This window comes from Sinorhizobium fredii USDA 257 (assembly GCF_000265205.3).
GTDB classification, from domain to species: Bacteria; Pseudomonadota; Alphaproteobacteria; order Rhizobiales; family Rhizobiaceae; genus Sinorhizobium; species Sinorhizobium fredii_B.
Genome location: NC_018000.1, coordinates 4903236 through 4921103, shown reverse-complemented (window position 1 = coordinate 4921103; position 17868 = coordinate 4903236). Strand labels below are relative to the sequence as shown.

14 protein-coding genes are annotated in these 17868 nt (G+C 63.6%); 9 read left to right on the top strand and 5 right to left on the bottom strand.

The features are described 5' to 3' along the window. Window positions 1-162 precede the first annotated feature (162 nt). Window positions 163-1641, bottom strand: coding sequence for a xanthine dehydrogenase small subunit (gene xdhA, locus USDA257_RS23080; RefSeq protein WP_014765407.1), 1479 nt, complete (start codon window positions 1639-1641; stop codon window positions 163-165). A 20-nt stretch (window positions 1642-1661) separates the two neighbouring features. Continuing rightward, entirely contained in the window at window positions 1662-2438 is a 777-nt protein-coding gene (locus USDA257_RS23075) for a 3-hydroxybutyrate dehydrogenase (protein WP_014765406.1), read from the bottom strand. A 304-nt stretch (window positions 2439-2742) separates the two neighbouring features. On the opposite strand from USDA257_RS23075, the gene glpK reads away from it, so the two are divergent. From glpK to sbmA, 5 genes are all read left to right on the top strand, one after another. After that, window positions 2743-4236, top strand: coding sequence for a glycerol kinase GlpK (gene glpK, locus USDA257_RS23070; RefSeq protein ID WP_041414563.1), 1494 nt, complete (start codon window positions 2743-2745; stop codon window positions 4234-4236). A gap of 102 nt (window positions 4237-4338) precedes the next feature. Further along, window positions 4339-5379, top strand: a complete 1041-nt coding sequence (locus tag USDA257_RS23065; RefSeq protein WP_014765404.1) for an LLM class flavin-dependent oxidoreductase — start codon at window positions 4339-4341, stop codon at window positions 5377-5379. A gap of 72 nt (window positions 5380-5451) precedes the next feature. Further along, a complete protein-coding gene (gene map / locus USDA257_RS23060; protein ID WP_014765403.1) occupies window positions 5452-6201 on the top strand; it encodes a type I methionyl aminopeptidase in 750 nt (249 codons plus the stop codon). A 282-nt stretch (window positions 6202-6483) separates the two neighbouring features. Further along, a complete protein-coding gene (locus USDA257_RS23055; protein WP_086018061.1) occupies window positions 6484-7617 on the top strand; it encodes an MFS transporter in 1134 nt (377 codons plus the stop codon). Window positions 7618-7778: 161 nt separating this feature from the next. After that, window positions 7779-9041, top strand: a complete 1263-nt coding sequence (gene sbmA / locus USDA257_RS23050; RefSeq protein ID WP_041415541.1) for a peptide antibiotic transporter SbmA — start codon at window positions 7779-7781, stop codon at window positions 9039-9041. A gap of 9 nt (window positions 9042-9050) precedes the next feature. Here the strand turns inward: sbmA and USDA257_RS23045 are convergent, their stop codons facing one another. After that, complete coding sequence (locus USDA257_RS23045; RefSeq protein ID WP_014765400.1) at window positions 9051-10055, bottom strand: polysaccharide deacetylase family protein; 1005 nt, start codon at window positions 10053-10055, stop codon at window positions 9051-9053. 201 nt (window positions 10056-10256) lie between these two features. Between USDA257_RS23045 and USDA257_RS23040 the strand changes: the two genes are divergently transcribed. The 3 genes from USDA257_RS23040 (at window position 10257) to der (ending at window position 13139) form a co-directional block, all read left to right on the top strand. Further along, on the top strand, window positions 10257-10844 hold the full coding sequence (locus tag USDA257_RS23040) for an NnrU family protein (RefSeq protein WP_041414561.1): 588 nt from the start codon (window positions 10257-10259) through the stop codon (window positions 10842-10844). Between the two features lie 185 nt (window positions 10845-11029). After that, window positions 11030-11698 carry a tetratricopeptide repeat protein gene (locus USDA257_RS23035; RefSeq protein ID WP_014765398.1) on the top strand — a complete coding sequence of 223 codons (669 nt, stop codon included), beginning with the start codon at window positions 11030-11032 and terminating at the stop codon, window positions 11696-11698. Between the two features lie 10 nt (window positions 11699-11708). Beyond that, complete coding sequence (gene der, locus USDA257_RS23030; protein ID WP_014765397.1) at window positions 11709-13139, top strand: ribosome biogenesis GTPase Der; 1431 nt, start codon at window positions 11709-11711, stop codon at window positions 13137-13139. 136 nt (window positions 13140-13275) lie between these two features. Here the strand turns inward: der and USDA257_RS23025 are convergent, their stop codons facing one another. Then, window positions 13276-14196 carry a sugar kinase gene (locus tag USDA257_RS23025; RefSeq protein ID WP_014765396.1) on the bottom strand — a complete coding sequence of 307 codons (921 nt, stop codon included), beginning with the start codon at window positions 14194-14196 and terminating at the stop codon, window positions 13276-13278. Between the two features lie 145 nt (window positions 14197-14341). Between USDA257_RS23025 and bglA the strand changes: the two genes are divergently transcribed. Next, the gene (gene bglA / locus USDA257_RS23020) at window positions 14342-15988 is read left to right on the top strand and encodes a beta-galactosidase BglA (protein ID WP_014765395.1); all 1647 of its coding nucleotides are present in this window, start codon (window positions 14342-14344) and stop codon (window positions 15986-15988) included. A 119-nt stretch (window positions 15989-16107) separates the two neighbouring features. On the opposite strand, the gene ade is transcribed toward bglA, so the two are convergent. Further along, the gene (gene ade / locus USDA257_RS23015; protein WP_014765394.1) at window positions 16108-17805 is read right to left on the bottom strand and encodes an adenine deaminase; all 1698 of its coding nucleotides are present in this window, start codon (window positions 17803-17805) and stop codon (window positions 16108-16110) included. Between the last annotated feature and the right edge of the window lie 63 nt (window positions 17806-17868).

Here is a 17868-nt window from a genome sequence, read left to right as displayed (position 1 = left end):
GCCTCCTGCCGAAGGAACTGCCCTTCATCCGGCCTGCCGGCCACCTTCTCCCCGCGGGCGGGGAGAAGGGATATGCCACGCCGCCTCCGTTCCCTCTCCCCGCCAGCCGGGAGAGGGGACGGGTGAGGGGCAGTCTCAAGGCGCAAACTTCAATGCCAGCGCTCATGCTACATCCTCGAAGCGCTCGAGCTGGGCCTTCTCGCCGATGCTCTCCAGGAACAAACGCATCAGCAGGTTCTTTGCCGCCAGCATGCGGTAGGCGCCAGTGGCCCGCCAGTCGGTGATCGGTTGGAAATCCGTCTCGAAGGCAGCCTGCGCTGCGCGCACCGTGTCCTCGGTCCAGGGCTGTCCGAGCAGCGCGGCTTCGACCGCCTTCGCTCGCTTCGGCGTTGCGGCCATGCCGCCAAAGGCGATGCGGGCGGATTTCACCCGGCCGCCCTCGAGCGACAAACAAAAGGCGCCGAGCAGCGCAGAAATATCCTCGTCGCGGCGTTTTGTGACCTTGTACGCGGCAAAGCGGTCGCCTGCCGGCAGCGCCGGAACGAAAATGCTCTCGACGAATTCGCCCGGGCGTCGATCCTGCTTGCCATAGGCGATGAAGAAATCCTCGAGCGGCAGCGACCGCGTACCGTCCGTCGAACGCAGCTTCACCGTTGCGCCGAGGGCGATCAGCGGCGGCGGGCTGTCGCCGATCGGCGAGCCATTGGCGATGTTCCCACCGATCGTGCCCATGTTGCGCACCTGCTCGCCGCCGAGGCGGTCGAGAAGCCCGCCGAAGCTTGGGTAGGCCGAGGAAAGGGCTTCGAAGGCTGATGTATAGCTGACGCCGGCACCGAGGGTCAGGCCCGCTCCAGAGCTTTCGATGCGCTGCAGTTCGGCGATGCCGCTGATGAACACGGCCGGATTGATCGAGCGCATCTGCTTCGTCACCCACAGCCCGACGTCGGTCGCACCGGCAACGATCGTGGCCGCGGGACGTTCTGCAAGCACCGTCGCGAGACCGGCAGCATCCGCCGGGACGATAAGACAGTCCTCGCCTTTGCCGATGACAATCGTTTGCCTCGGCCGTAACGCCTTGAGCTGGGTCGTTACCGTTTCGCGTGTCCGCGTGATGGGGTCGAAGAGGGCGGCGGGCCGTTCCCTTGCCGCGGCCTCGGCCGCGCGCACGATCGGCTCGTAGCCGGTGCAGCGACAGAGATTGCCTTGCAGCGCCTTTTCGATCGCGGCGCGGCTCGGATTGTCGTTCGTCAGCCACAGCGCATAGAGCGACATGACGATGCCGGGCGTGCAGAAGCCGCATTGCGAGCCGTGATAATCCACCATCGCCTGCTGCACCGGATGCAGCGTCCCGTCGCTTGCTGCCAGATGCTCGACGGTGACGATATGCGTCGCGTTCAGCGAGCCGACAAAGCGGATGCAGGAATTGACGGTTTCGTAAACGAGGTTTTCGCTGTCGCCGGCGAGCCTGCCGACGAGCACCGTGCAGGCGCCGCAGTCGCCCTCGGCGCAGCCTTCCTTGGTGCCGGTGAGGCGGCGTTCAAGCCGCAGATAGTCGAGGAGCGTGGCGGCCGGCGCGACGTCCGAAAGAGCGACCTCCGTGTCGTTCAGAATGAAGCGGATGCTATCGGATGCTTGTGCCATGCGTCCTTCTTGATCCCGCTCTATTGCGCCGTCCAGCCGCCGTCCATCGAGACATGCGTGCCGGTGATCTGGGCTGCCTCGTCGCTGGCAAGATAGAGCGCCAGCGAGGCGACCTGCTCGACAGTAATGAACTTCTTCGTCGGCTGGCCCTTGAGCATCACCTCGTTGATCACCTGCTCCTCGGTGATGCCGCGCGTTCTCGCCTGGTCCGGTATCTGCTTTTCAACAAGCGGCGTCAGCACATAGCCGGGGCAGATCGAGTTCACGGTGATGCCGTTTTCCGCCACCTCGAGCGCCACGGTCTTCGTGAGACCCATGATACCATGCTTGGCTGCCACATAGGCGGACTTGAAGGGCGAGGCGACGAGGCCGTGCGCCGAGGCGATATTGACGATGCGGCCCCAGCCGTTCTGTTTCATGGCAGGAATCGCCGCCCGGATCGTGTGGAAGGAGGAGGAGAGATTGATGGCGATGATCCGGTCCCATTGCTCGACGGGGAAATCCTCGACTTTTTCGACGAATTGGACACCGGCATTGTTGACGAGGATGTCGGCTCCGCCGAAGCGCGAGACGGCGGTTGCCATCAGGTCGGCGATTTCTGCCGGTTTCGTCATATCGGCGGGGTGATAGAGCACCGTGCCGGAACCGAGGCCTGCGACCTCGTCCGTCACCGTCCTGATCTCGTCAGCCGAACCGAAACCGTTCAGCACGATATTGGCGCCGCTCTTCGCAAAGGCCTTGGCGATGGCCAGCCCGATGCCGCTCGTCGAACCCGTTATGACCGCTGTCTTCGTCATTCTCGATCTCTCCTCGGCCGCAGATCCCGTCCCATCATGCGTTGGGACAAGGCGCAAGACCATGCCGCATTCTTACTCGTCGCGCGCGCTCGTATTGCGACGCAACAGCCTCAGCCTACGCGCAAAAGCGCGGCGGTGACAATTGTGTTTTTCCGGCCGGCGACGCAGAGTTGGTGGCATGCTTCGACGGGCGGAAGAGTAGCGTTTTGTTTTCGTTTGACATTCGTTTTCCCATCGTATTGAAGTCTTTCGAAGACTGCCTGTAGAGGAAGGGCAGCCTCTGTTGCTTGCCGAGGAGGGGCATATGGGCGGATATATTCTTGCAATCGATCAGGGTACGACGTCCACGCGGGCGATCGTTTTCGACGGCAAGCAGCAGGTCGCGGGCGCCAGCCAGAAAGAATTCAGGCAATATTTTCCGAAATCGGGCTGGGTCGAGCACGACCCGGAGGAAATCTGGGAAACGGTCCTCTTCACCGTTCGGCAGGCGATCGAGAAAGCCGGCATTGCCGCAAGCGATCTAGCGGCGATCGGCATCACCAATCAGCGCGAGACGGTGGTCGTTTGGGATCGCGAGACCGGCAAGCCGATCCACAACGCGATCGTCTGGCAGGATCGCCGCACCGCCTCGTTCTGCGACAAGCTCAAGAAGAAAGGTCTCGAAAAGACCTTCACCAAAAAAACGGGACTTCTGCTCGATCCGTATTTTTCCGGCACGAAGCTCAACTGGCTGCTTACCAATGTGAAGGGAGCGCAGGCGCGCGCCGCAAAGGGCGAGCTGTGCTTCGGCACCATCGACACGTTCCTCATCTGGCGGCTCACCGGCGGCAAATCCTTCGCGACCGATGCGACCAATGCTTCCCGCACGTTGATCTACAGTATCGTCGACAATAGCTGGGACGACCAGCTCCTCGAAATCCTGCGCATTCCGCGGGCGATGCTGCCGGAAGTGAAGGATTGCGCCGCCGACTTCGGCATCACGGAGGCGTCCTTCCTCGGGGCGGCGATCCCGATCCTCGGAGTCGCCGGCGACCAGCAGGCGGCGACGATCGGCCAGGCCTGCTTCAAGCCTGGCATGCTGAAATCGACCTATGGCACCGGTTGCTTCGCGCTGCTCAACACCGGCAAGGATATCGTTCGCTCCAAGAACCGACTGCTGACCACCATCGCCTATCGTCTCAATGGCAAAACGACCTATGCGCTCGAAGGCTCGATCTTCGTTGCGGGCGCTGCCGTCCAATGGCTGCGCGACGGGCTCAAGGTCATCAAGGCGGCGCCCGACACCGGCACGCTTGCCGAGAGCGCCGATCCGACGCAGGAGGTCTACCTCGTGCCGGCCTTTACCGGGCTCGGCGCGCCGCATTGGGATCCGGATGCCCGCGGCGCGATCTATGGGATGACGCGCAACACCGGTCCGGCCGAGTTCGCCCGCGCCGCTCTGGAATCTGTCTGCTACCAGACACGCGATCTGCTCGACGCCATGCACAGGGACTGGCGCAGCAACGGCAAGGATACGGTGCTCCGCGTCGACGGCGGCATGGTCGCATCCGACTGGACGATGCAGAGGCTCTCCGATCTTCTCGATGCCCCCGTCGATCGCCCGGTTATCCTCGAGACGACAGCGCTCGGGGTCGCCTGGCTTGCCGGCAGCCGTGCCGGCGTCTGGCCCAACCAGGAGGAATTCTCCAAGTCCTGGGCCCGCGACCGGCGCTTCGAGCCGCAGATGGATGGGACGACCCGCAAGGGGAAACTCAAAGGCTGGCGCAGCGCGGTGAAGCGGACGCTGATGGCGGCTTAGGTCGCCGTTTCTCCGCGATAGGAAACGGTGTGTTTCCGAACCCGCATTTGCGGACCGGTCGACCGCCAATTATCTCTGGGCGATCGACAACAGGATGGCGTCATGGAGCTCGGGCTTTATACTTTTGCGGATGTGGATCCGGATGCGGCCGACAAGGGTGCGGAAGGTCGGCGCCGCCTTGCCAATCTGCTCGAGGAGATCGAGCTTGCCGATCAGGTCGGCCTCGATGTCTTCGGGCTCGGAGAGCATCACCGGCCCGACTATGCGGCCTCCACACCGGCGGTGATCCTCGCGGCCGCCGCGGCGCGCACCAGTCACATTCGGCTGACGAGTGCGGTGACGGTGCTGAGCTCTGACGATCCGGTGCGGGTCTTCCAGCAGTTCGCGACGCTCGATCTCATCTCCAACGGCCGTGCCGAGATCATGGCCGGGCGCGGCTCCTTCATCGAATCCTTCCCGCTCTTCGGCCAGTCTCTCGAGGACTACGACCGGCTTTTCGCCGAGAAGCTGGACCTGTTGCTGGCAATCCGCGACAGCGAGAAGGTCACCTGGTCCGGTGAAATGCGGCCGCCGATCAACGATCGCGGCGTCTATCCGCGGCCGCTGCAGAGCCCGCTGCCGCTCTGGATCGCCGTCGGCGGTACGCCGCAGTCGGTCGCGCGTGCCGGCGCGCTCGGCCTGCCGATGGCGCTTGCGATCATCGGCGGCGAACTGCGGCGGTTCGCGCCGCTCTTCGACCTCTATCGCGAAGCGGCGCGGCGCGCCGGGCAAGATCCTCTGAAGCTGAAGACGAGCATCAATGTGCACGGCTTCATCGCCGACACGACGGATGAGGCCGCCGATCAATTCTACGGGCCGCAGGCGGAGGTGATGAACCGTATCGGCCGCGAGCGCGGCTGGGGGCCGACGAACCGCGCCCATTACGACCAAGCGCGTAGCCCGAGCGGCAACCTGTTCATCGGCGATCCCGAGACTGTCGCTCAAAAAATCGTCGCCCACCAGAAGCTCTTCCGGAACGACCGTTTCCTGCTGCAGATGGCGATCGGTCCGATGCCGCACGGTGAGATCATGCGCGGCATCGAACTCTACGGCACCAAGGTCGCGCCGATGGTGCGCGAGATGCTGGCGGCAGAGCGTCAGTAGGGGCTGCGGCGACTTGCGGCACTGGCATCGCCCGCGCCGGCACGCTACATGTGGCCGCGAAAGCGAGACACCATGACCCTCAACAACGACGAAGATCTTGAGCGGCTGAAGGAAATCGGCCGCATCTGCGCCAATGCGCTGCAGGCGATGGGCGCGGCGCTTGAACCGGGCATCACCACGGCGGAACTCGACGCGATCGGCCGCAAGGTGCTCGCGGAGGCGGGCGCCCGTTCGGCACCGGAGCTCTGCTACAAGTTTCCCGGTGCGACCTGCATCAGCGTCAACGAGGAAATCGCCCATGGTATCCCCGGAAACCGGGTGATCCGCGCCGGCGATCTCGTCAATATCGACGTTTCCGCCGAAAAGGACGGTCTCTTTGCCGATACGGGCGCTTCCTTCCCGGTCCCGCCGGTGACCGCGGCGATCGACCGGCTCTGCCGCGACGGCAAGCGGGCCATGTGGGTGGGCTTGAAGCAAGTGCGGCCGGACCAGACGCTGGCGGCGATCGGCAACGCCATCGGCGAATTCGCCCGCAGGAACCGCTATTCGCTCGTCACCAACCTGGCGAGCCACGGCATCGGCCGGTCGCTGCACGAGGAGCCGGCCGAGATCGCCACCTGGCCGGATCCATCCGAGCGTCGGCGGATGAAGGAGGGCATGGTCTTCACCGTCGAGCCGTTCCTATCGATGGGCGCGCACTGGGCCGAAGGCGGCGAGGACGACTGGACGCTCTACAGCGAGCCGCGTGCCCCGACCGTGCAGTACGAACACACGGTCGTCGTGACGCGCGGCGGGCCGCTGGTCGTGACCCTGCCGGGCTGAGCAAGCGCGTCGGGCCGTGCGGCCACGGCCGCGATCGTTCGATTCCATCAATCGAAGCTTCAATTATTATGATTTGTCGCCTTCTTGCTGCGATGCAATAAAGGAGACATGAGCACGCTCCACAGATTGCCGGATCGCGAGGACAGCCACACGAGGCAAGCCGAGAAGAGCGACGGCGCTGATCCATCTCGCAAGGGACAAGCAGCAAAGATTTCGTCTTCTACGCTCGACGTGGCCGCAGGCAGCAGCCTCGCCGCGACGGCGATTGCCGGGGCCGTTGCCATGGCCGTCGCGATGGGCTTCGGCCGCTTCTCCTACACGCCCATTCTGCCGGCGATGATGGCGGATGCGGGGCTTTCGCCGGCGGATGCCGGGCTGATCGCCTCGGCTAATTTCGTCGGCTATCTCGCGGGCGCCGTGCTCGCCGCCTATGGCTGGGCGCACGGGCACGAGCGGCGGATCGGCCTTGCGGCGCTTTTCGCAACGACGCTGTTGCTGGCGGCTATGGGGCTCACGTCGTCCGTTCTCGTCTATTGCATCATTCGTTTCCTTGCCGGTCTGGCGAGCGCCTTCGCGATGATCTTCGTATCAGGGATCGTGCTGGGGCAGGGGCTGCGCGCGACATCCGAACACGTGCCCTCGGTGCATTTCGGCGGCGTCGGCTTCGGCATCGCGCTTTCGTCGATCTGCGTCTGGGCGGCACCGCTCGCGGGCGTCACCGGCCTTTCGGTCTCGCAGGCGGATTGGTTCACCGGCGCGATTGTGGCGCTGCTGGGGACGGCTCTTGTTGCCGCGCTCCTGCCGGCGAGCCATCACGTGGGGAACGGGGCTGAGCGGGAGGCGCCGCTTACCTGGACCCGGCCGCTGACCGCGGTCACGCTCACCTATGGCTTCTTCGGCTTCGGCTACGTGATCACAGCGACCTTCCTGGTCGCCATGGCGCGCGATGCCAGCGGCGGCCACAGCGTCGAGTTCCTCGCATGGCTGATCACCGGCGTCAGCGGTGCGCTCTCCGTCTATCTGTGGCGTTTCGCCGTGCCGCACCTCGGCCTGGCCGGCGTCTATGCCGCGGGGCTTCTGGTCGAGGCCGTCGGGCTCGTGCTGACCGTTTCGCTGCCAGTGGCCGTGGCCCCTCTCGTCGGCGGGCTGATGCTCGGCGCCACCTTCATGATGGTCACGGCCTACGGCCTGCAGATCGGCCGCCAGCTCGCACCCGAAAGCCCGCGCCGGGCACTCGCCTTGATGACCGCCGCCTTCGGCATCGGCCAGATCGTCGGGCCGCTCGTCGCCGGCTGGCTTGCTGAGCGGACCGGAAGTTTCGCGTTGCCGACGCTGGTGGCCGCCGTCGTCCTGTTCTGCTGCGGGATGGTGGTGGTCCTGGAACTGCGCAGGATCAGGGTCGCGCTGGATCGGTGAAGCGCAGCTTTTTCGGGGCCCGGCACGGCGTTTCCGCGCCAGAGATTCATGAAATAACAGTAACATTCAGATTGCGTAATTGTTGCCGCACGCAATTTGCCCTAGTTTCGGCCGCATCAGGAGGCAAGTCGTTGACCTCCAAGAAACGCGAGTGCCGTCCCTTGTTCCAATCCTTCTTCCCCAAGCCGAAGCAGTTTTTCATCTCCGTCATTATCTGGTCGCTGGTTGCAGTTGGCTTTTGGTACGGCTGGGGTGAAAGCTTCGGCGCTTTCGTTGGCCTGCCGCCCGTGCCGGCCGATGCCCCGCCGATCGTCGGTATCTCGGCCTTCTGGTCGCCTGCCTTCCTCTGGTTCTATATCTACTTTGCTTTGGTGGTGGGAATTTTCGCCACCTTCTGGCAGGTCTACGCTCCGCATCGCTGGCAGAGCTGGTCTATCTGGGGATCCGCTCTCATCCTTTTCGTCACCTACTTCCAAGTGCAGGTGAGCGTGGCGATCAACAACTGGTATGGACCCTTCTGGGACTTGATCCAGGCCGCGGTTTCCAAGGCGGCTGTTGTCACGGCGGAAGAGTTCTACGCACAGATCGGCACCTTCCTCGGAATCGCCATGGTCGCCGTGGCAGTCGCGGTCATGACGCGTTTCTTCGTCAGCCATTACATCTTCCGTTGGCGTACGGCGATGAACGAATACTATATGGAAAACTGGGGCAAGCTGCGTCACATCGAGGGTGCATCGCAGCGCGTACAGGAAGATACGATGCGCTTCTCCTCGACGGTCGAAGGGCTCGGCGTCAGCCTAATTGACAGTGTCATGACTTTGATCGCCTTCACGCCTGTTCTGATCAGGCTTTCGGAGAACGTCACCGAACTACCGATCGTCGGCAGCATTCCCTACCCGTTGGTCACGGCAGCCGTCCTGTGGTCGCTTTTCGGTACCGTGTTCCTCGCCCTGGTCGGGATCAAGCTGCCGGGACTGGAATTTCGCAACCAGCGTGTGGAAGCTGCCTATCGCAAGGAGCTGGTTTACGGCGAGGATCACATTGATCGCGCCCAGCCGGAAACCGTTACGGAGCTTTTCAGCAACGTGCGCATGAACTATTTCCGGCTGTATTTCCACTATCTGTACTTCAATATCGCCCGCATTTTCTATCTGCAGATCAACAACATCTTCTCGCTGCTAATCCTCGCGCCGTCGATTATCGCGGGTAAGATTTCGCTTGGTGCGCTAAACCAGATTTCCGGTGCGTTTGGCCAGGTGAGCTCGTCTTTCCAATATCTGGTCAATTCCTGGCCGACGATCGTCGAGCTTCTTTCTATCTACAAACGTCTCCGCGCTTTCGAGTCCGTGCTCGACGAAGCGCCGCTGCCCGACATCGACCGGCAGTTCATCGAGGCAGGCGGCAAGGAAGAACTCGCTCTGTGACGGCAGCAATCAGAAGGCGGAGCGATCCGCCTTCTTTCTGGCGTCCTCTATCATCGGCAAGGCGTCCGCATAGCTGACGCAGGCGACGTCCGGCTTGCCGCAGGTTTCCGTCAGGAAGCGGTCGAGCGCCCGCCAATAGGCGCCGCCATTCATCTCGACGAAGTGAAAGCCGAGTTGCAGCGGGATGCGCTCGCCGTCATATTCCTTGCGGAATGCCTCGCGATAGGCCGAAAGCGTTCGTTCCTCGAAGCGGGCGCTGTCCTTCCGGTTTTCGACGCCCATCGAGTGGCGGATGAAGAGGTTGTAGTCCATGCCGATCACCGGCCGGTGCGAGGGGCCTTCCGGGATGAGCGGCAGGCCGAAGCGCGGCATTCCGTCCGGCGCGATCGGCCAGCCGGGACCTTTGGTGACGAGGCTCGCATCATAGCTGAAACCATAGACTTCGAGCGCCGGCATGAGTCCTTCGCTCACCGACAGGTAGGGCGCGCGGAAACCCTTGATGCCGCTGCGGGCGAACTCCGCCCAGCCCTGCGGTTCGGCCTCCGGCTTCCCTGCCTTTTTCCAGGCGTCGACGAGTGCCGTGCGGAAGGCAGCGAATTCGCTCTCCCAGGCCGCCTTGCTCCAGCCCTTGCCGTCGAAATGGCCGCAGGCATGGCTGCCGATATCGTGGTCTTCGAGATGCGCCTCCCAGATATGGCCGGCGCGAATGGCGATCTCCTCGCGGCTCTGGGCGAAGCCGACATTCGAGCGGCCGGACTTCTGGCCCGGCGCCCTGTAGCTCTCTTTGCCGTCTGTCTTCGTCATCAGGAAGGTGCAGGAAAGGAAATAGGTGAAGTGCGCGCCGGTGCGCTTTGCCATGGCGAGGCTCTTCTCCCAAAGCGCATTGTCGTGCGCACCGTCGAAGGAGACGATGACGAGTTGCTTATTCCTTGCGGTCGCGGGTGCCGACGGCGGATCGGCAAGCGCGAGCGTGGGCAAAAGACAAAGCGAGAGCGCGAGAATATTGCGGGTCATTCAATAACTTCTTGGGAGAATCGGAGGAACTGCGACGAATTGTTCGCGTCGTCCCTTCTTCAACAATGCGGCAATCCTTTGATCTGACTGGAAATTCGCGGGGGATACCGTTATGCGATGGTGAACAAAGTATTAAAGCGGGACGAGCGTGCAGCTCTTGCGCTCGCTTTAGACGGGCAACGTTTCAAGATCGGGTGTGATATGGCGCTTCTGCTTCTGGGTATCGTGATCTTTCTCGGCATGCACCTCGTCCGTGTGGTTGCGCCCGGTATTCGTGCCGGCGTCATCGAGAGCCGCGGCAAGGGCACATGGATGGGGCTCTATGCCCTCGTCAGCCTCGTCGGTCTCTGTCTCATCATCTACGGCTTCGGCCAGGCGCGCGGCGAAACGGGAATCCTCTACAACCCACCGGTGTTCCTGCGCCATATCGCCCTTCTGCTGATGCTCTTTGCCTTCGTCTTCCTTGCTGCAGGCTTCCTGCCGGCGGGGCGCATCGCCGTCGCGGTCAAGCATCCGCAGATCCTTTCGATCAAGATCTGGGCGCTGGCACACCTGCTTGCGAATGGCGAGACGTCCTCGGTCCTGCTCTTCGGTTCCTTTCTCGCCTGGGCGGTGATCCTGCGCATCTCGCTGAAGCGCCGCGAGCGTGCCGGCGAAGCCGTGCTGCCGGTGTTCAAGTCGGCGGGCAACGACGCGCTAGCGATCGTCCTCGGGCTCGTGGTCTTTGTGCTCTTTATCTGGAAGCTGCACGATTGGCTGATCGGCGTCGCGCCCGTCGTTATGGGCTAAATCTCGCCGGCCCCCTTACAAGCGGCGCAAAATCGGGTAGAAGGCGCAAAATCCACAAAGAGCGTTGCGCGTCCCGTCGGACGCGCAACGGGTGCTCGAACAGTTTGAGATTGCGCGTATCCCCTCCGGACATCGGTGTTGATTGTCGGGGCTACGCGCCAGCGTGCAGAAGGCCGGGGCGATAGATGGCAAACCAGGACGACAGCTTTATCCGCGAGGTCAACGAAGAACTCCGCTCGGACCAGATGAAGGCCATCTGGACGCGGTTTGGCGGCATCATCATCGGGATTGCGGCGCTCATCGTTCTCGGCACCGTCGGCAAGGTCGGCTATGACTATTGGCAGGAGAGTTCCTCGTCGCAGTCGGGGGACGCCTTTCTCGTGGCTCTCGATCTCGCCAAGGAAAACAAGCCGGAGGAGGCTCTCGCCGCACTCACGAAGCTGGAACAGGAGGGTTACGGTTCCTATCCGGTTCTCGCGCGGCTGCGCGCGGCGACGCTGAACGCGCAGAAGGGCGAAACCGAAGCGGCCGTCGCGGCGTTCTCCGAGATCGGCAAGGACACCCGCATTCCGGCGGCGCTGCGCGATGCGGCGCGGTTGCGCGCCGCTTACCTGCTCATCGATGCCGGCACCTACGATCAGGTCTCGGCCGAGGTCGAACAACTGGCGGTGCCGCAGAATGCCATGCGCCATTCGGCTCGCGAGGCGCTCGGCCTTGCCGCCTACAAGGCGGGTGATTTCACCAAGGCGAAGGGCTGGTTTCAGCAGATCGCCGAAGATACCGAAAGCCCGCGCGGCGTCGTCAACCGGGCACAGATGCTGCTTGATGTGATTGCAGCGAGCGGCAAAGCCTGAGGCCTTTGATATGAGTTTCACCGTCGCCATCGTCGGGCGTCCCAATGTCGGCAAGTCGACCTTGTTCAACCGTCTGGTTGGCAAGAAGCTGGCGCTCGTCGATGACACGCCCGGGGTCACGCGCGACCGCCGCCCCGGCGACGCGAAGCTCGTCGACCTGAAATTTCGCATCATCGATACGGCCGGTCTCGAGCAATCGGCACCCGACAGCCTGCAGGGGCGGATGTGGGCGCAGACCGAACAGGCTATCGACGAGGCGGATCTGTCACTGTTCGTCATCGACGCCAAAGCCGGCCTGACGCCGGCCGACGAAACCCTTGCCGAAATGCTGCGCCGGCGCGGCAAACCCGTCATCGTCGTCGCCAACAAGTCAGAGGCGCGCGGCTCGGACGGCGGCTTTTACGACGCCTTCACGCTCGGGCTTGGCGAGCCGTGCCCGATCTCGGCCGAGCACGGCCAGGGAATGCTCGACCTGCGCGACGCGATCGTCGCCGCACTCGGCGAGGAAAGGGCCTTCCCACCAGCGGAAGACGTCGCCGAGACCGATGTCGATATCCGTCCGACCGGTGCAGACGAGGGGGACGACGAAGAGGCCGAGCCTGCCTATGACGAAACGAAGCCCCTGCGCGTCGCAATTGTCGGCCGGCCGAATGCCGGCAAGTCGACGCTGATCAACCGCTTCCTCGGCGAAGACCGGCTGCTGACCGGTCCCGAAGCCGGCATCACCCGCGATTCCATCTCGGTCGAATGGGACTGGCGCGGTCGCGCGATCAAGATGTTCGACACGGCCGGCATGCGCCGCAAGGCCAAGGTGCAGCAGAAACTGGAAAAACTTTCGGTTGCCGACGCGCTCCGAGCGATTCGCTTTGCCGAGACGGTTGTCATCATCTTCGACGCCACGATCCCCTTCGAGAAACAGGACCTGCAGATCGTCGATCTGGTGCTGCGCGAAGGCCGTGCGGCGGTCCTGGCCTTCAACAAATGGGATCTGGTGGAGGACTGGCAGGCGGTGCTTGCGGATCTACGCGAGAAGACCGAACGGCTGCTGCCGCAGGCCCGCGGCATCCGCGCGGTGCCGATTTCCGGCCATACGGGCTATGGCCTCGACCGGCTGATGCAGGCGATCATCGAGACGGACAGGGTCTGGAACCGGCGCATCTCGACGGCACGCCTCAATCGCTGGCTGGAATCGCAGCAGGTGCAGCACCCGCCGCCAGCCGTCTCCGGCCGTCGCCTGAAGCTCAAATACATGACCCAGGTGAAGGCCCGCCCGCCCGGCTTCATGATTTCCTGCACCCGCCCCGAGGCGGTGCCGGAATCCTATGTCCGCTACCTGATCAACGGCCTGCGCCACGATTTCGACATGCCGGGCGTGCCGATCCGCATCCATTTCCGCACTTCGGACAATCCTTTCGAATCGAAGGCGCGCAAGAGGCGGTGATCTGACCCTCGAGTGTCTTTCACGGCACGGACGCGCCGTGGCTGGATTCCTGTTACGAGCAGAGGAATGAGGGGAGAACAGTGGCGGCGAGGTAGAAGGGTTCGAGCGGCGCCCGTCGATGTGCTGAAAAGTCCATCTATCGAGCCGCTGGCAACTTCTCCCGTTCCACCAGCGCGCCATTATGGCCGATCACGGCTGCGGCGACGCGTGCGGCGAAGGCGGCTGCATCGGCCGGATTGTCGCCGGCGGCCAGGCGCGCGAGGAACGAGCCATTGAAGCTGTCCCCGGCGCTGGTAGTGTCGACGATACGAGACACCGGGGCGGCCGGGACATGCAGGCGCTCCCCTTCGCCGAACTGGAGCGTGACGCCATTGGCGCCGTCCTTGACCGCTATCTCTTCGACGCCGAGGCCGCGATAGCGTTCTATCGTCGCGCCGACCGACGCATCGCCGAAGTGCGTTGCCTCGTCGTCATAGCTTGGCAGCAGCATCGTCGCTCCCCGCGCGCCGGCTTCCAGCGTCGCCCGCATCCGTGCGGCGTCGTCCCAAAGGCGCGGGCGGATATTCGGATCGAACACGACGCGCTTGCCGCCCGCCTTTGCCCGCCGCAGTTCCGCCAGCAGGGTTTCCGCCGCATCTGGAGCAAGGATTGCGAGCGTGATCCCGGAGAAGAAGACGAGGTCTACCGACTCGATCGCTGCCCGCAGTCGATCCGGGTCGTCGGCGAGCAGCTTCGCAGCCGAGGTGGAGCGCCAGTAGGAGAAGCTGCGCTCACCGTCCTTGAGATGGATCATGTAGAGCCCCGGCATGCGGCCCTCGATTCTGGCGACATGCGCCGTACCGACCCCGGCGTCCTCGATGAAGGCGAGCATCTCCTCCGATACCACGTCGGTTCCAACGGCGGTCAGATAGTCGACGTTCCATCCGGCCGGCACGAACAGGCGCGCATAATAGGCGGTGTTGAACGTATCGCCCGCATAGCCCTTGCGCAGCATGCCTCCTTCCGCCTGCATCAGTTCGACCATGCATTCGCCGATTGAAAGCATGCTGCCTGCCATTCGCTCTTCCTCCTCCATCCGTGTCGCCGCCAATGGGTTAGCGATCTGTCGACTTCGCAGCAAGCGAATGTTGCGCGTGCCGTTTACTCGGTGAATTTGCAGCGATACATCTTTCGGGCAGCAGTTGGAACGGCGGGGTATGCGGATGGCGAGCGGTTCGGGATCTGGCGACGATTGGTGGCGCGGCGCGGTGATCTATCAGGTCTATCCGCGTTCCTTCCAGGATACGGATGGCGACGGCATCGGCGACCTGCGCGGTGTCACCGAACGTCTTTCGCATATCGCCTCGCTCGGGGTCGACGCCATCTGGCTGTCACCCTTCTTCAAATCGCCGCAAGCGGACATGGGTTACGACGTCTCCGACTATTGCGACGTCGATCCGATGTTCGGCACGCTTGCCGATTTCGATGCGATGATGGCGGAGGCGCATCGGCTGGGGCTCAAGGTGATCATCGACCAGGTGATCTCGCACACCTCCGACCGGCACCCCTGGTTCGTCGAGAGCCGTTCGAGCCGAACCAATGCCAAGGCGGATTGGTATGTCTGGGCCGATCCGAAGCCGGACGGCACGGCGCCGAACAACTGGCTTTCGATCTTTGGCGGCCCGGCCTGGGAGTGGGACGGGGTGCGCAGGCAATATTTCATGCACAATTTCCTGACGTCGCAGCCGGACCTCAATTTTCATGATCCCGGGGTCCAGGAGGCGCTGCTGGCTACGGTGCGCTTCTGGCTGGATCGCGGCGTCGACGGCTTCCGGCTCGATACCGTCAATTTCTATTTCCACGACCGGCACTTGCGGGACAACCCGCCGCTCATTCCGGATCCGGACGCGACGAGCAGCGATGCCCCCGAGGTCAACCCCTATGGCATGCAGGACCATCTCTACGACAAGACCCAGCCGGAGAACGTCGATTTCCTGCGCCGCTTGCGGGCCTTGCTCGACGAATATGGCGGCCGCACGACAGTGGGCGAGGTCGGCGACGGCGCCCGGTCGCTGAAGACCGTTGCCGCCTATACGAGCGGCGGCGACAAGCTCCACATGTGCTACACCTTCGACCTGCTCGGCCCGGAATTCTCGGCACGCCACATCCGCCGATGCGTCGAGAATTTCCAGGCGATCGTCACAGACGGCTGGGTGTGCTGGGCTTTCTCCAACCATGACGTCATGCGCCATGTCAGCCGCTTTGCGCTGCGCCAGGCCGACAGGGAATGGGTCGCGAAGCTCGCGGTCTCGCTGCTTGCCAGCCTGCGCGGCTCGATCTGCCTCTACCAGGGCGAGGAACTGGGTCTGGCGGAGGCGGAACTGACCTATGAGGAGTTGCGCGACCCTTACGGCATCCGCTTCTGGCCGGCCTTCAAGGGTCGCGATGGCTGCCGGACGCCGATGGTCTGGGAACGAGACGAGGCGAATGCAGGCTTCTCCACCGGCTTTCCCTGGCTGCCGGTGCGCGAGGAACAGCGCGCCCTGGCGGTCGATGCGCAGGGGGGTGTCGCCGGCTCGGTGCTCGAGCATTACCGCCAGACGCTCACTTTCCGCCGCGCGCATGCGCCGCTCCTCGATGGCGACATGGCGTTCCTCGCGACAAATCAGGATCTGCTGGCCTTCACTAGGAAGAAAGGCGGCGAGACGCTGCTTTTCGTCTTCAACCTGACAGGGGAGCCGCAGACGGTTCAGATTGCCGCCGACATGGCCGTCGCCCAGGTTCTGCCGATGCCCGGATTCGCGCCCGCCTTTGCCGACAACGCGATCACGTTTGCTGGCTACGACGCCTTCTGCGGAAGGTTGCGGTGAGGAGGTTAGGCTGCCTGCTCTGCCCTTAGCGGCTTGTGAGTGGATCCTCGGTCAAGCCCAGGGTCAAGCCCGAGGATGACGACGGTAGCGGGATGCTCGCCGGTCGCACGGTCAGCAACTCACCCGATCAGCGCGAACTTGTCCACGTCGACCAAGCCGCGATCGGAAATCTTCAGGTGCGGAATGACCGGTAGCGGCAGGAAGGCAAGCTGCAGGAAGGGCTCCTCCAGCGTTGCGCCGAGGGCGAAGGCGGCCTGGCGCAGATGGTGGAGGATATCGCGCACCCGCTCGTACGGTTCGAGGCTCATCAGCCCGGCGATCGGCAACGCGATCTCGCCGGTCACCTTGCCGTCCTCGACGACGACGAAGCCGCCTCTGATCTTACCGAGGCGATTTGCGGCAATCGCCATGTCTTCCTCGTTGACGCCGACGACGCAGATATTGTGGCTGTCATGGCCGACGGTGGAGGCGATCGCGCCCTTTTTCAGGCCGAAGCCCTGGACGAAGCCGTTGGCATGGTTGCCGTTGATGCCGTGGCGCTCGATAACGGCGACCTTGATGATATCGCGACCGAGATCGGCGCCAGTCTGGTTGCCTTCTGCGGGCAGGCGAAAGCGGCGGTGCTCGGTGATGATCTTGCCCGGCAGCACGCCGATCACGGACGTTTCGCCCTCCGCATAGGGCACGCCGAAGTCGGCGGCCTTGATCTCACCGGCCTTGACGCTGTCGAGTCCCACCGGTTCGATCGACTTGCGCCGGGTAAAGAGCGCGTCGGTCACGCGTCTCCCGCCCGAAAAGACCATCTCCGCCTTGCAGTTCTCCAGGCTGTCGACGACGACGAGGTCGGCGCGCCAGCCGGGCGCCACAAGGCCGCGGTCGCGGAGCCCGAATGCACGCGCCGCCGAGATCGAGGCGGCGCGATAGATCGCCAGGGGCTCGACGCCTGCGGCGATTGCTGTGCGGATCATATGGTCGAGATGGCCCTGTTCGGCGATGTCGAGCGGATTGCGGTCGTCCGTGCAGAGCGCCAGATAGGGTGACAGCCGCTCGGTGATGATTGGCATCAATGCATGCAAGTCCTTCGACACCGAGCCTTCGCGCACGAGGATGTGCATGCCCTTGCGGATCTTTTCGAGCGCTTCCTCGGCGCTCGTGCATTCGTGATCGGTGCGGATGCCGGTCGCGAGGTAACCGTTCAGTTCCTTGCCGCGCAAGAGCGGTGCATGGCCGTCGATGTGGCCGCTCTGGAAGGCCTCGAGCTTGGCGAGGCAGACGGGGTCCTTGTGGATGACGCCGGGAAAATTCATGAACTCGGCAAGGCCGATCACCTTGGGGTGATGGCGAAAGGGCGTGAGCCGCTCGATCGGCAGATCGGCACCCGCCGTCTCGAGATGCGTTGCCGGTACGCAGGAGGACAGCTGGACGCGGATGTCCATGATCGTTTCCATCGCCGAATCCAGGAAGAACTGGATACCTTCGGTGCCGAGCACGTTGGCGATTTCGTGCGGATCGCAGATCGCCGTCGTGATCCCGAGCGGCAGCACGCAACGGTCGAATTCGTGCGGCGTGACGAGCGAGGATTCGATGTGCAGATGCGTATCGATGAAGCCGGGGACGACGATGCGGCCAGAGACGTCGACCTCCTCGCGTCCCTCGTAGGCGCCGCAGGTGCCGACGATCCTTTCGCCGGATATGGCGATGTCGGACGCGACGAGTTCGCCGGTGACGAGATCGAAGAACCGCCCGCCCTTGAGCACGATGTCGGCCGGCTTTCGGCCGACGCCCTGATCGATCAAACGTTCCAGCGCCTCGGACATGCCTGCACCTCGCCCCTGCTGCTTTGCTGATGAGAATAACCCTCTCCCCGCGCGCGGGGAAAG